General features: G+C 71.4%; 14 protein-coding genes. 5 read left to right on the forward strand and 9 right to left on the reverse strand.

The annotated features are described in order from the left end of the window. Positions 1-6: 6 nt before the first annotated feature. The 6 genes from HDA41_RS06175 to HDA41_RS06200 all read right to left on the reverse strand — a co-directional run bounded on the left by HDA41_RS06175 (position 7) and on the right by HDA41_RS06200 (position 6,796). Positions 7-1,581 (reverse strand): anchored repeat ABC transporter, substrate-binding protein, encoded by a 1,575-nt coding sequence (locus HDA41_RS06175; protein ID WP_184981450.1) that lies wholly within the window; start codon positions 1,579-1,581, stop codon positions 7-9. Between the two features lie 108 nt (positions 1,582-1,689). Then, entirely contained in the window at positions 1,690-3,381 is a 1,692-nt protein-coding gene (locus HDA41_RS06180) for a choice-of-anchor M domain-containing protein (protein ID WP_230299645.1), read from the reverse strand. Continuing rightward, a complete protein-coding gene (locus tag HDA41_RS06185; protein ID WP_184981454.1) occupies positions 3,381-4,025 on the reverse strand; it encodes a choice-of-anchor M domain-containing protein in 645 nt (214 codons plus the stop codon). The genes HDA41_RS06180 and HDA41_RS06185 overlap by 1 nt, the downstream gene beginning before the upstream one ends. Before the next feature lie 60 nt (positions 4,026-4,085). After that, complete coding sequence (locus tag HDA41_RS06190; protein ID WP_184981456.1) at positions 4,086-4,976, reverse strand: metal ABC transporter permease; 891 nt, start codon at positions 4,974-4,976, stop codon at positions 4,086-4,088. Beyond that, positions 4,973-5,836 (reverse strand): metal ABC transporter ATP-binding protein, encoded by an 864-nt coding sequence (locus HDA41_RS06195; RefSeq protein ID WP_221511880.1) that lies wholly within the window; start codon positions 5,834-5,836, stop codon positions 4,973-4,975. Before HDA41_RS06195 ends, HDA41_RS06190 begins: the two co-directional genes overlap by 4 nt. Positions 5,837-5,854: 18 nt before the next feature. Beyond that, positions 5,855-6,796 (reverse strand): metal ABC transporter solute-binding protein, Zn/Mn family, encoded by a 942-nt coding sequence (locus tag HDA41_RS06200; protein WP_184981458.1) that lies wholly within the window; start codon positions 6,794-6,796, stop codon positions 5,855-5,857. A 195-nt stretch (positions 6,797-6,991) separates the two neighbouring features. Between HDA41_RS06200 and HDA41_RS06205 the strand changes: the two genes are divergently transcribed. The 3 genes from HDA41_RS06205 to HDA41_RS06215 all read left to right on the forward strand — a co-directional run bounded on the left by HDA41_RS06205 (position 6,992) and on the right by HDA41_RS06215 (position 10,228). Then, positions 6,992-7,306: a DUF1490 family protein gene (locus tag HDA41_RS06205; protein WP_260423316.1), complete on the forward strand. Its 315-nt coding sequence runs from the start codon at positions 6,992-6,994 to the stop codon at positions 7,304-7,306. A gap of 12 nt (positions 7,307-7,318) precedes the next feature. Continuing rightward, a complete protein-coding gene (locus tag HDA41_RS06210; RefSeq protein ID WP_184981460.1) occupies positions 7,319-9,592 on the forward strand; it encodes a heavy metal translocating P-type ATPase in 2,274 nt (757 codons plus the stop codon). 84 nt (positions 9,593-9,676) lie between these two features. Then, a complete protein-coding gene (locus HDA41_RS06215) occupies positions 9,677-10,228 on the forward strand; it encodes a GNAT family N-acetyltransferase (protein ID WP_184981461.1) in 552 nt (183 codons plus the stop codon). Positions 10,229-10,609: 381 nt separating this feature from the next. On the opposite strand, the gene HDA41_RS06220 is transcribed toward HDA41_RS06215, so the two are convergent. Next, a complete protein-coding gene (locus HDA41_RS06220) occupies positions 10,610-10,888 on the reverse strand; it encodes a hypothetical protein (RefSeq protein ID WP_184981463.1) in 279 nt (92 codons plus the stop codon). A 191-nt stretch (positions 10,889-11,079) separates the two neighbouring features. Between HDA41_RS06220 and HDA41_RS06225 the strand changes: the two genes are divergently transcribed. Next, entirely contained in the window at positions 11,080-11,517 is a 438-nt protein-coding gene (locus HDA41_RS06225) for a Rieske (2Fe-2S) protein (protein ID WP_184981465.1), read from the forward strand. Here the strand turns inward: HDA41_RS06225 and HDA41_RS06230 are convergent. Further along, positions 11,504-12,154 carry a cysteine hydrolase family protein gene (locus tag HDA41_RS06230; protein ID WP_184981467.1) on the reverse strand — a complete coding sequence of 217 codons (651 nt, stop codon included), beginning with the start codon at positions 12,152-12,154 and terminating at the stop codon, positions 11,504-11,506. The genes HDA41_RS06225 and HDA41_RS06230 overlap by 14 nt on opposite strands. Positions 12,155-12,294: 140 nt before the next feature. Between HDA41_RS06230 and HDA41_RS06235 the strand changes: the two genes are divergently transcribed. Beyond that, positions 12,295-12,765 (forward strand): pyridoxamine 5'-phosphate oxidase family protein, encoded by a 471-nt coding sequence (locus HDA41_RS06235; protein ID WP_184981469.1) that lies wholly within the window; start codon positions 12,295-12,297, stop codon positions 12,763-12,765. A 40-nt stretch (positions 12,766-12,805) separates the two neighbouring features. Here HDA41_RS06235 and HDA41_RS06240 read toward each other — a convergent pair whose 3' ends face one another. Next, positions 12,806-13,708 (reverse strand): LysR family transcriptional regulator, encoded by a 903-nt coding sequence (locus tag HDA41_RS06240; protein WP_184981471.1) that lies wholly within the window; start codon positions 13,706-13,708, stop codon positions 12,806-12,808. Positions 13,709-13,760: the final 52 nt, after the last annotated feature.

The following is a 13,760-nucleotide window of genomic DNA, read 5'->3' on the forward strand; positions in this document are numbered from 1 at the left end:
TCGGGTTCAACTCCCCTCCCCGCCCAGGCAGCGGGCCAGTTCCTTGGCGTTGTGGCGCATCATCGCCACGTAGTCGTGGACCCTGTCGTCGAAGGAGTCGCCATAGATCGTGCAGATCCCGACCCCCTCGTCCTCGGCGACCCGGCGCAGTACGTCGGCGCGGGCGGCGAGATTGGGTTCCAGGAAGACCGCCGGGACCTTCTTCTCCTGGATGGTGTCGCCGAGTTGCTCCACCTCGGCCGCGCTCGGCTCCTGGTTGGGCACGGGGACGACGAAGCCCGCGACCTCCATGCCGTAGGCCTTGGCGAGGTAGCCGAAGGCGTCGTGCGTGGTGATGAGCTTGCGATTGGCCTCGGGGATGGTGGCGAGGGTGCTCGCGACCTCCTTGTCCAGCGCGGCCAGCCGCTTCAGGTACTGTCCGGCGCCGCGCTCGTAGGCCTCGCGGCCGTCCGGGTCGGCCTTGGCCAGCTCGGCCTCGACACGCCGCACGTAGGCCTCCGCGTTGGCGACGTCCGCCCAGGCGTGCGGGTCCATCTCGCCGTGCACGTGCTTGCCGATGACGGCCTGCGGCAGCACCCAGATGTCGGCTCCGGGCGCGCCGAGGAAGCGGTACGCCTGCTCCTTCGGCACGGTGTCCTTCGCCTTGTCCGGTACGGACACGGCGACCTCGTCCGCCGGGTGGTGCACCGTGCCGCCGGTCCTCTCGTCGTCCGTCCGTACGGACAACTGGTGCTTCTCGGCATTCAGCGCGACATCGGCGTGGCCGGTGCCGAGCAGCTTCTTCCCCTCGGCGCCCGCGTCGCCCATGCCGCCCACCGCGAACGTGATGGTCCCGCTGCCGGACTCGGTGCGCTCGCCCTCCAGGGACTCGATCTCTCCTCGGACAGCGAGCTTGTACGTACCGGGCTTGGTGAACACCCAGTTGACGTGGGTGTGTGCCTCGGGCGGCAGGGTGAAGGAGTCCTTGGCGTCGAGGCCGTCGGCTGAGTCGATGTAGCTGCGCGGGGTGCCGAGCGTGTCGGTGAGGTAGACGTGCAGATCGCCCGGCCCCTCCAGCTCCGTGGCGGTGATACGGACCTGTGCTCCGTCTCCGGCGACCTCGCCCTCCACCGCCCAGCCGAGCCAGAGCACGTCCAGGCCGAGGTCCTCCTCCAGCTTGATGACCGTGCCGCCGTACTGCTCCAGCTTCTCGCTGATCGGCACCTTGGGCGTGCCCTTACGGGCGTTGCTGTGCACCATCTTCATGATCCCGGGCTCCTCCAGCAGCAGCCCGTTGCTGAAGACGAGGTCGGCCTTGGCGACCTTGGCGGCGTCGCCGGGGCTCGGTTCGTAGGAGTGGGGGTCGCCGTGGTGCGGCACGATCGAGGTGACCTCGACCCGGTCGCCGCCGACCTGGCGGACCAGGTCGGCGATGATCCCGGTCGTCGTGGACACCGTCAGCTTGTCACCGTCCCCGCCCGCGCCCGCACCGCCGCATCCGGCGAGCAGTGTGGTGGCGGCGAGCAGGGCGGTCGTCGTGCGTAGGACGGTTGTCGTGGTGCGTAGGGGCGCCCGCTCGGGGGCTGGTCTCGGGGCCCGCATGGGGGCTCCTCCTTCTTCTTCAGACCTGTGGGCCCTGGTCAGGGCCGATGGGTCGCGTGCGGCGGACCGGGGGCTGCCACGACTCCGGTCCGCCGCACGCGGGGTGCGTCAGCCGACGCGACGGTGGCGGCGTACGGCGAGGAAGGCGGCCGCACCCGTGAACACCGCGGCCAGCGCCGCGGCGAACGGCACCAGCACGCCCGCGCCCGTGGCGGCGAGCCCGCCCCCGCTCACGCTCCCGGTCGAACCGCCGGCCGAACCGGTGCTGCCGCCCCCCGAGCCGCCCGTTCCGCTGCCGCCGCCGCTCGGCGAGCCGGACGCGGACGGCGGCACATCGGCCGAAGGAGCGGCCGACGCCGACGGCGAGCCGCCGGCGGTGGAGGTGGCGGTGCCGGACGGCGAGGCGGTGACGGTGGGCGTCGCCGTGGGCTCGCCGCCCGCGCCCGGGGGCACGGTCGACGGGTCGACGTCACCCACCGCCCACGCCAGGGTCTCGGTGTCGCTGACCTTGGTGCCGTCGGCGAGAGTCGCGCCGACGGTGAAGGTCAGGCGGTACACGCCCTCCTTGGTGAAGGTCCAGTTCCAGTGGCTGTGCGCGTGGACGGAGTGCGGGAGGCCGTCGGGCAGCCCGTCGCCGCTGTTGAGCCTGACGTCGACGGAACCGAACGAGTCCGAGTTGAACACGGCCACCGCGCCCGGCCCTTGCACCTTGTCGAGCCGGTAGGTGATGTCTCCGTCGATGTCGGCCCTGGCGTACTCCTCGGTGCTCCAGCCGGGCCACACCAGCCCGTCGATCTGCTGCAGCGGCAGCCACCACACGGGGTCGCCGGCCTTCCCCAGGAACCCGTGCCCCTCGGGGACCCGCCGCTTGGCCGCGGGCTTCACGTGCAGCACGACCTCGTCCGGCTCGTACCACTCGTGGTCGGACGCCGTGCCTTCTTTGATCTGGAACCGCAGCGAGCCGTCCACCGGCCGGGCGGCGAGGTCGATGTGGCCGTTGTCGATGACGTGCCCGGTGGGTGCGGTGGCGGTCGGGGTCGTGCTGTTCGACGGCGCGGCCGAACCCGTCGGGTTGCCAGGAGTCGGGGTCGTGCCGTCGCCCGGCAGTACCTCGGCCGGGTCGGTGTCGTCGCCGACGACCACGGCGAGGGTCTCGGTGTCGCTGACGCCGCCGACGGTCACCGTGAGGGTGAGCCGGTAGACGCCCTCTGCCGTGAACGCCCAGGTGGGGACGGCGCGTTCCTGGTCCGCGGTCAGAGTGAACGAACGGTGCGCGCTGTCACCGCTGTTGAGGTGCTGCACCGCGTTCTCGTCGTTGTTGTCCATGTCGCGGGTGTAGGTGTAGAGCGCGAAGTGCCCGGGGCCCTCGAAGCCCGAGAGCTTCACCTCCGTGTCGCCGCCCGCCTCGGTGCCGTTCCAGCCCGGTTCCGGGGCGAAGATCTGGCCCGCGTTGTGCCAGCCGTTGAGGAAGTAGGCGTCGACCAGATCCCCGATGATCGGGTACGCCGGTGAGATCACGGACTCCTTGGTCGCCGGTCCGGCGTGCACCACGATGTCGGAGGGGTCGCGGGTGGTCTCCGTGTCCCCGCCGCGGTCGTCGAGCTGCAACTCCGGCTTGCCGTCGACCAGCCGGGGAGTGAGGTCGAACTCGCCCTCGCCGAGGACGACGGCACCGCCGGCGGCGCGGGCTCCCCCGCTGCCGCCGACGGCCAGCCCTGCCGCGCCCATGAGCACCGCGGTCGCCGCGGTCACCGCCGCGGCGGTGAAGGCGCGTCTGCTTCCGCGCGTCAGGGCTCGCATCACGAGCTGACGACGACGGTGTACGTCTCGGTGGCGGACTCCGTCACGCCGCCGGCCGTGCCCTGGACGCGAAACGTCAGCTTGTACGTGCCGGCCTCCTCGAAGGCCCAGTTGGCGTGGTTGTGCGTGCCCACGCCGAAGGGCCGGGACTTGAAGTTGGTCGTGTTCGGGTTGCTGTCGTACCAGCGGGTTCCGCTGCTGTCGTAAACGCTGAAGTCGTCGGTGGCGGCACCGTTGCGGGTGGCGCTCACGAGCCGGTAGGTGACGGTGTTGTTGGCGAAGACGCCGGTGGTGAGGTGCTCGGTGGAGACGCCGGGGAACAGCACCCCGGCCGCGTCGGCCTCGGCCTCGGTGTCCGGCAGCAGCCAGATCTGGCTGCCGGAGCCGAGGAAACCGAGGCCCGGGTTGGCGACCTTCGCCGCCGCCGGCACCGACAGGGTCACGTCGGCCGGCTCGTACTCGGTGCCGTTCTCCTCGTCGTGGACGTGCAGGTGCAGGTCGGCGCCGTCCCACTCGGCGTCGAGGACGTCGACGTGGCCGCTGCTCAGGGTGGTGGCGGCGAAGGCGGAGGTGTGGAGACCGGCCGTGGCGAGCGCGGCGGCGGCGATGCCTGTGACGGTCAGCAGGCGTCTGCGGGTACGCAAAAGAAACCCCCCATGAGTCATGTTCATGCCCCCTCGGACATGTCATTACGATAATCATTTTCATGAAGGGTTGGCAACGACATCGTGGTGGCGCTTGGGACCACTTGTGCGCGTCCGGTAGGTGCCCACCAGTCGGCAGCCGATGTAGATCGTGAACGAGATGGTGGTGACGTACGGGCTGATGGGGATGCTGCTGCCCAGGGCGAGCAGGATCCCGCCCTCGATCGAGGTCACCGCGAAGGCCACGCTGAGCACCGGCAACAGCACCGGGGAGGCCGTGATCCGGGCCGCGGCGGCCGCGGGGGTGACGACGAGCGTCAGGACCAGCAACGCCCCGACGATCTGCACCGACAGCGCGACCGCGAGCCCCAGCACGAGCATGAAGGCGAAGGACAGTCCCCGCACCGGGACGCCACGCGCCTCGGCCACTTCCGGGTCGGCACTGGCGAACGCCAGCGGCCGCCACATGAACATCAGCGCCACGAGGACGACGGCCGCGGTACCGAGAAGCCAGGACATCTGCGGGGTGTCGACGGCGACGATCTGCCCCGTGAGTATCCCGAACTTGTTCGCCGCCCGCCCCTTGTACAGGGCGAGGAACAGCACGCCGAGGCCGAGGCCGAACGGCATGAGCGTGCCGATCACCGAGTTGCGGTCCCGGGCCCGGGACCCGAGCAGGCCGATCGCTCCGGCCGCGATCAGCGACCCGACGATCGAGCCGCCCACGATGTTCACGCCCAGCAGCAGCGCGGCCGAGGCGCCGGCGAACGACAGCTCGCTGATGCCGTGCACCGCGAACGGCAGGTCCCGCATGATCACGAAGACTCCCACCAGGCCGCCGACCAGGCCGAGTGCGACGCCGGCGATGAGGGAGTTGCGGACCAGGGTGAGCAGTTCGCCGTAGTGGTCGAAGTTGAAGATCTGCTGCCAGATCCCGTCGGCGAGGGTCATGGCCGTACTCCGTGCGGCGGCTCGGGGTGGTGCGGCGGCTCGGCCACCTCGTCGGGCACGCCCACGACCGTGATCCGGTCCCGGACGCGGACGACGTCGATCTGCGTGCCGTACAGCTGTGAGAGCGCCTCGGAGGTCAGCACCTCGTCGGGTGTGCCGACGCGGTAGCCGCCGCGGGCCAGGTAGAGCACGCGGTCCACCAGGCCGAGCACGGGGTTGATCTCGTGGGTCACGAAGACCACGGCCGTGCCGTGCGAGCGGCGCCGGTCGTCCACCAGTCGCGTCACCGCCCGCTGATGGTGCAGGTCGAGGGAGAGCAGCGGCTCGTCGCAGAGCAGGATGCGCGGGTCGGTCGCCAACGCCTGCCCGACGCGCACACGTTGACGTTCGCCGCCGGAGAGCAGGCCGACGGGCACGTCCGCGTAGGCGGCGGCCCCGACCGATGCGAGGACCTCGTCCACGCGGCGGCGGACGGCGCGCGAGCGCAGCCGGGGACCGAAGCCGTGTCCGTCGATGCCGAAGCGGACCAGGTCCCGGGCGCGCAGCATCGCGTGGGCGGACAGGGTCGCCTGCTGCGGGACGTAGCCGATGTGCCGGCTGCCCCTGCGGGGCGGGCGGCCCAGGACTGTCAGCGTGCCCGCGGACAGCTGCCGCCCGCCCAGCACGGCGCGGACCAGGCTGGTCTTGCCCGATCCGTTCGGCCCGAGCACGGCCAGGAACTCACCCGGTCGTACGTCGAGTTCGAGGCCCTGCCACAGCACGCGCCCGCCGTAGGAGAGGGCCGCACCACGCAGGCTGATCACCGCGGCGTCCGCGCCGCGGTCCGGGTCATCCGTCCTGCCCTCGCGGGCACGGGGCAAGGAGGCCACGGGGCCACCTCACTTTCCCAGCGCGCTCGCGAGCGCGTCGACGTTGGCGGTCATCCAGCCGATGTAGTCCTCGCCCTCGGGAAGCGTCTCGGTAACGGGGACGACGGGAATCCCCGCGGTCCTGGCCGCCTGCTCGACCCTGTCGGTCTGCGGGCCGGAGGTCTGCTCGTTGTGGACCAGCGCCTCGACCCTCCTCTCGGTGAACAGCGCCAGCGTGTCCCGCAGAGTCCTCGGCGAGACGTCGTCACCCTCCTCGATGGCGTCGCTGAACTCCTCCGGTGTGGCGTTCTCCAGCCCGCCGGCCTCGATCATGTACAGCGGTACCGGCTCGGTGATGGCCACGGGCTCGCCGCCGTGGTCGGTCCTGATCTGTGCTTCCCTCGTCTCCAGCGACTTCAGCTCCGCTCTGAAGGCGTCCGCGTTCCTGGTGAACGTGGCAGCGCCGTCCGGGTCGGCCTCGCCCAGAGCGGCGGCGATGCGGTCGGCGAGCCTGGCGACCGTCGGGAGGTCGTACCAGACGTGCTCGTTGAGCTCCGCACCCGCCGGGGCCGACTTCCCGGAGACCTTGACCGCGTTGACGACCTCGGCGGACGAGTTGTCGCTGCTCTTCAGCATCCTGTCGATGAAGTCGTCGTACCCGCCGCCGTTTTCGACGACGACCTTCGCCTTGGTCAACGCCAACTGGTTCTGCGTGTTGGCCTCGTAGGAGTGCGGGTCCTGGTCGGGTTCGCTGATGATCGAGGTGACCTTCACCTGCCCGCCGCCTATCCGCTCGACGATGTCCCCGTAGACGTTCGTCGAGGTCACCACCGGGACGGCGGACGAGGCGGCGGGGTTCTGCGAGGTTCCGGTGTCGCTGCCGGAATCGGACGGGTTGCCGCAACCGGCCAGGAACACCAGGCAGATGCCGACCGTGAGCGACGCCGGATGCCGGGACGAGGACGCGCGCATGGAGGATCCTCCTCCGCCGATGAGGTGAGTCGTCCGCCGAGCTCGACATGGAAATCCTTACCAAGAACGTAACTCGCGTGGGCTCGGTCTGCGCGGCCACGGCTGATCAGGAACGACTCGCGCGCGATGTCCGCCCCGGGGCGAGAATGGATGTACCGCCTCGAAGCGGAGGAATCCGCTCCGCGGAAGGAGAGCATGATGCATCCCGCCGCTTTCGCAGGTGCGGCCGTGGGCCGCATCACGCACTACGTCCTGTCCGGAACCGCCGGCGTACTGGTTCTGCGGGGAGCCGCCAAGGCCGCGCCCCGGGCGAAGCCCGCGGCCCGCAGGCTCCTGGTCAGCGGTATCGCGGGCGGCATCACGACGGGGCGACGGCTCGGAGAGGCTGCTGAGGAGGCCCGCCTGAAGGCCGGCGACCTGCTGGCGGAGGCCAGGGAGCGACTGGGTGAGGAGGCGCCGCCGCCCTCGGCGGTCGGTGTCGAGGGGCACGGCCACGACCACGAGCACTGAGAGGCGGTCGCCATGTCCGGCACGTCCGCACCCGGCGACGTACCCGTGCCCGGTAACGGCTCCGAGCCCGCTCCCGCCTCACCGCCCGCTCCCGCCTCCGACGCCGGCGTGGTGGTGCGTTCCGCCGCCGCGGGCCGCGTCCGGCTGACGGTTCCGTGGCTGCGGGCGCGGCCCGGCTGCGCCGGCGTCGTCGACGAGCGATTCACCGATCTGCCGGGCTTCAGGGCGCTTCGCATCTTCCCGCGGACCGGCGCGGTGATCGTCTGGGTGCAGTCCGACCTGGTCGACGTGGACCGGCTGGTCGCCGCCCTCGCCGAGGCGCCGCCGCCGGGAGTGCCCGCCAGGGCCAGCCGGTCGGTGCCCGACTCCTCCACCGGGGAGGTCGCGCGGCTGGTGGTCGGCGGTGCGGTGCTCGCTCTGGTGGGACTGCGGCGACTGCTCGGCCGGCCGCCGTGGACCCCGGCGGGATCGGCCGGTTTCCTCGGCGCGGTGACCGTCTTCACCGGGCTGCCGTTCCTCCGCGGTGCCCTGCGCAGCCTTGGCGGCAGACGCCACGCGGGCACCGATCTGCTGGTGACGACCGCGACCGTGATCTCGCTCGTGCTGCGCGAGAACGTGGTCGCGCTGATGGTGCTGTGGCTGCTCAACATCGGCGAGTTCCTGCAGGCCATCACTCTGCGGCGGACCCGGCGCGCCATCGAGGAACTGCTCTCCATCGGCGAGGAGCGGGTCTGGCTGGTCCGCGACGGCGTGGAGGTGGAGGCCGACCTGACGGAGGTCAGGACCGGGGACGTGGTCGCCGTCTACGAGCACCACCGCATCCCCGTCGACGGCATCGCCGAGTCCGGCGAGGCGCTGGTGGACCAGGCGGCGATCACCGGCGAGGCGCTCCCGGTGTACGTGCAGCCCGGCACCGAGGTGTACGCGGGCACCCTCGTCTCCACCGGCTCCGTGCACGTACGGGCCACCTCGGTCGGACAGGACACCGTCGTCGGGCGCATCATCACCCGGGTCGAGGAGGCGCAGGCCGACCGGGCCCCGATCCAGACCGTCGCCGCCGCCTTCACCCGCCGCTTCGTGCCCGTCTCGTTCGCCCTCGCCGGGATCACGTACGTGCTGACCCGGGACGCCCGGCGGGCGATGACGATGCTGCTGATCGCCTGTCCCTGCGCCGCGGGCCTGGCGACCCCCACCGCGATCAGCGCGGCCATCGGCAACGGCGCCCGCCGGGGGACCCTCATCAAGGGCGGCACCCACCTCGAAGGCATCGGCCGCGTCACCGCCGTGGTCTTCGACAAGACCGGCACGCTCACCCTGGGGCGGCCCCTGGTCACCAGCGTGGTGACGCTCGACGAGAGTGTCACCGCCGACGAGGTACTGAGCCTGGCGGCCTCCGGCGAACTGCACGCACGCCACCCGCTCGCCGAGGCCATCGTCCGCCGCACCGAGGAACAGCACCTGCACATCCCCATCCACCAGGCCTGCGAGGTCGTCCTCGGCATGGGCGTACGTGCCGAACTCGACGGCAGCCGCCTGCTGGTGGGCAGCCCCGCCCTGCTGCGCCGCCACGGCCTCGAACTCTCCGCAGTGGCCCAGGACTGGACGAGCCGGCTGCGCGCCGCCGGCGAGACCGTCATCTGCCTCGCCCACGAAGAGAAACTGATCGGCATGCTCGGCCTGTCCGACGCCGTACGCGGCGGAGCCGACACCGTCGTCCGCCAGCTGACCGACCTCGGAGTCACCCGCATCGTGCTGCTGACCGGCGATGCCCCCGAGACCGCTCAGGCCGTGGCCGACGCCCTCGGCATCACCGAGGTCCACGCCCACGCGCTGCCCGAAGCCAAACTCCAGCTGATCCGCGACCTCCAGGCCGGGGGACACAGCGTGGCGATGGTCGGCGACGGCACCAACGACGCACCCGCGCTGGCCCTCGCCGACGTCGGCATCGTCATGGGCGCCCACTCCTCCCACGTGGCGCTGGAGACCGCCGACATCGCCCTCGCCGGAAACGACCTGCGCCAGGTCGCGGCCGTCGTCGAACTCAGCCGGCACACCCTGCGCGTCGTACGGCAGAACTACACCCTGTCCATCGGCGTCAACCTCGCCGGCCTCATCGCGGGCGCGGGAGGCTCCATCAACCCCGTCCTGGCCGCCCTGCTGCACAACACCAGCAGCATCGCCGTGGTCGCCAACTCCGCCCGGCTCGTGGGCCACACCCCGCACCTGCCGAGCGACTCCGCCGCCCGGCTGCGCGCCGCACCACTCGAGGAACGGCGCGTGCGCTGACGCCGACCGCCCGGGCGCCTCCCCCACCTCGGTGACGACGACACCACCGCACTGATCCGCAGGCTCGTCTGGAAAGCTGATCCCATGACGGTGCCCGCCTCCCCCGAGTTCCTGCAGATAACCCGGCCGCACGAGATCACGCCGGACTTGAGAAGACAGCTGGTCGGCTGCTGGGAAGCCGTCATCAACGCGGGTGGCGCGGTGATCGCGCCCGGGATCCCCCTGCCTCCGGTCAGCGCGCGGGACGTCGGTCCGGCGGCGGAACGGCTCATCGCCGGACTCGACCCGGAGCGCAACCGGCTGCTCGTCGCCACCCTGGACGGATCACTCGCGGGCTGGCTGATCATCCGCCGGGACCTTCATCCCCTGATCGCGCACTGCGGGGTGGTCAACCACGTCCAGACCCACCCTCACTTCCGTCGACGAGGCATCGGCACCGCCCTCATGACCCGCGTCCGGGAGATCGCCGCCGAGGACATGAAACTGGAGCAGCTGCAGCTCAGTGCGCGAGGGGGACTCGGTCTGGAGCACTTCTACCGGAGTCTGGGATGGACGGAGGTGGGCCGGTGGCCCGGTGCACTGCGCGTGGCCCCTGGCGACGACCGTGACGACATCCTGATGTGCCTCAGTCTCTGAACTGGTGCACGCGCTCCTTCTCGGCCCGTCCGTTTCTCGTGAGTTCCCTGGAATCCCGCCGCTGAGAGCGCGCCGACAGACGCCACCCGCGTCGAGCCCGTCGAGTACGGTGCGTCCGTCGCCGTAGCCGAAGGAGACGCCGTCGAGTTCGATGCCGTACGTGTCCGGGAGCGGTGCCGGGGTCTCCGGCTGTGACAGCGGAGCGGCGGCCAGCACCTCGTCCGGGCGATCCGGGGTGCCCCGGGCGATCCGCAGGGATCCGCCCAACCCGGCGGCGGCGCTCATGGGTTCGACGAAGCGCACGGCGAGTACCAGCACCGCGATCAGCTCTCCCGCGCCGTCCGGTCCGCCGACCGCGAAGACCGTGCCGAGCAGCAGGACTCAGGTGAGGCAGAGCTGTACGGCGAGCGCGAAGCCCGCGATGCCGGGCACCCTGATGCGTACGGCGGCGCGCGCCTTCGCCCGCTGTTCGCGCGGGGCGGCGTCGAGGAGTTCATGGTCCTCGGCGGCCCGCCCGAAGGCGCGCAGCGCGGGCCGGCGGCGGGCGAACTCCACCAGCCGGTCCGCGGTCTCGGCAGCCGCGGCATGGGACTGCCGGTCGACCCGGGACATCAGCCGTCCCGACCAGCGGTACGCGGCGGCCGCGACGGGCGCCGCCACCAGCCTCAATAAGGCCGACTTGACTTCGCACGACGCCCCGCCGCAGCGGCCCGGAACCCGATAGCGAACCGACAGCTCCGCTTTACCCACGTCCTTCCGCGAACCAGTCAGGATTTCGGCATTGTCTGAACAGCCGGTCCCCAGGGGCCGTACCTCTCGACAGATCACGAATCCCCGGAAGGAACGTCAGCATGACCAGCGAATCAGTTCAGCCGATGTCAGGACCGAGCCGCCGTGCCGTCGTGACGGCGGTGGGCGCGGCAGGGCTCACCGTGGCGCTGACGGCGTGCGGGTCGGAGGACAAGGGGTCCGATGCGTCCACCGAACAGGGCGCCGCCGGTGGTGCGGCCCTCGCGAAGACCGCCGACATCCCCGAGGGAAGCGGCAAGATCTTCAAGGACGAGAAGGTCGTGGTCTCGCAGCCGGCCGCGGGCGACTACAAGGCCTTCTCCACGCTCTGCACTCACCGGGACTGTCCGATGGTGGACCTCAAGGACGACATCATCTCCTGCACCTGCCACGGCAGCCAGTTCTCCGTCCTCGACGGCAGTGTGAAGAAGGGGCCGGCGGTCCAGCCGCTGCCGGCCAAGCAGATCAGCGTCGAAGGCGACTCGATCACGCTCGCCTGACCCCGCGCGGGCGCGTGAGGCACGCCAGCACCTCGTCCGTGGTCGCGACCGTGGCGACCAACGCGAGGGTGTGGCGGATCATCGCGGGCGTGTAGTCGGAGGGCACTCCCGCGATGGCGTCGGCCGGGACGACGGCGGTGTAGCCGCGGTTCACGGCGTCGAACACGGCGTTGGGAACGGCCACGTTGGCCGAGACCCCGGTGACGATCAGCGTGCGGCAGCCGAGGTTGCGCAGCAGCGGGTCGACATCGGTGCCCTGGAGGGGCGACAGCCCGTGCAGGCGCCGTACGACGAGGTCCTCCTCGGCGACCTCGATGGGGGCCGCGACCCGCACCGCCGGAGTGCCGGACAGCTGCTGGACGGGCAGGCGTTCGGCGGCCCGGAACAGACGGGCGTTACGGCTGGCCCCGCGGCCGTCGGGGCGGCGCTCGGCGATGGCGTGGACGACCTGGACTCCGCCTTCGTGCGCGGCGGCCACCAGTCGGGCGATGTTGGCGAGCACCCCGCCGGCGCGTGCCTCCGCGGCGAGTTCGGGCAGGGCGCTGTCCGCTCCGACGACGCCCTCCTGGCACTCGACGGTGAGCAGCACGGTGGTCCGCGGATCGAGGAGTTCGCTGAGCTCTGCGTGCGCGGGCACGGTTCCCCCTGGGCGCCGGCGGCTGGGCGCGCGAGCGTAGCCACCATTGCGCACGGGCGGAAGAGAACTCATTCTTTTCTGACGTGTTGTCAGAGGATCTCCTCTGGCACGACGTGAGAGAAGAAGGAAAGAGGGGGAGCATGACCGTCACTCAGCAGCGCCGGGGCCGGAAGATCATGATGACGCCTGGTGAGCTGGACGATTTCCTCGTCACACAGCGCACCTGCCGGGTCGCCACGGTGTCGGCCGACGGCGCCCCGCATGTGAGCACCTTGTGGTTCGCCTGGGACGGCACCTCGATGTGGCTGTACTCGGTCGTGCGCAGCAAGCGGTGGACCGACCTGCGGCGCGACCCGCGGGTGGCGATCGTCGTGGACACCGGCGAGGAGTACGACGAGCTGCGCGGTGTCGAGCTGTCGGGCGCCGTCGAGTTCGTGGGCGAGATACCGCGCACCGGCGAGCTGCGCGCCGAACTCGACGTCGCGGAGACGTTGTTCGCCCGGAAGAACTTCGGCCTGGAGGAGATGCCGCACGACGGCCGGCACGCCTGGCTGCGTCTGACGCCGCAGAAGATCGTCTCCTGGGACTTCCGCAAGCTGGCGACGCAGTAGGTAAGACGCGCCCGGCCCCGGCACCCGACGCGGCCCGGGCTCAGCCGAGGCTCTCCCCCGCCGCCTGAAGGGCCTTCACCGCGGCCCGGATCGACGGGCGGCGGTCGGCGTCCGCCCGCCAGACCACGTACACGTGCCGCCGGACCCGCTGTCTGACGGGGACGGTCACGACCCCTGCGGGCACGGGACGGCGGCCGAGCAGCGGGGCGACGCACACGCCGAGTCCCGCGGCGACCAGCGCGAACTGGGTGTGGGTCTCGGCGGCGCGGTGGCCGACGAGCGGCTCGATGCCCTTCGAGCGGAGCGTGAACATCAGCCACTCGTGGCAGAACTCCCCCTCGCCCCAGGTGATCCACTCGTCGTCGGCGAAGTCGGCGAGGTCCACCTCCTCCCGCCCGGCGAGCCGGTGGCCCGCGGGCATGGCGACATCCGCGGGGTCGTCCATGATCGGTGCTTTGACCAGGCCGTCGGGCAGCGCCATCGGCTTGTTGTACCAGTCGAGCACCACGGCCAGGTCGAGGTCGCCGCGCACCACCCCGGCGATGCCGAGCTCGGGTTCCAGCTCGCAGGAGCGCAGCCGGAGCGCGGGATGCCGCTCGCGCAGCGCGGACAGCGCGAGCGGAAACAGGCCGCGGGCGGCTGTCGGAAAAGCCGACAGTCTCAGCTCGCCCACGACCTGTCCACGCTGCGCCTCCAGGTCCGACTGGGCGAGTTCGACCTGGGACAGGATGCGCGCGGCATGCTCGGCGAGCAGCCGGCCCGCGTCGGTGAGCCGCACGCCCCGGCCGTTCTTGGCGAGGAGCTGCTGGCCGACCTCCCGCTCCAGCTTGGACATCTGCTGGGAGACCGCGGACGTCGTGATGTGCAGCCCCTCGGCCGCGCCGCTGACCGAGCCGTGCCGGGCGAGGGCGTCGAGGGTACGGAGGCGCTCCAGGTTTAACATGTAAGCAATGCTACGCACTATCGGGTGTGAAATCTCGATTGTGCTACGAGGT

Origin of the sequence: Streptomyces caelestis (assembly GCF_014205255.1) — a bacterium.
Lineage (GTDB): Bacteria > Actinomycetota > Actinomycetes > Streptomycetales > Streptomycetaceae > Streptomyces > Streptomyces caelestis.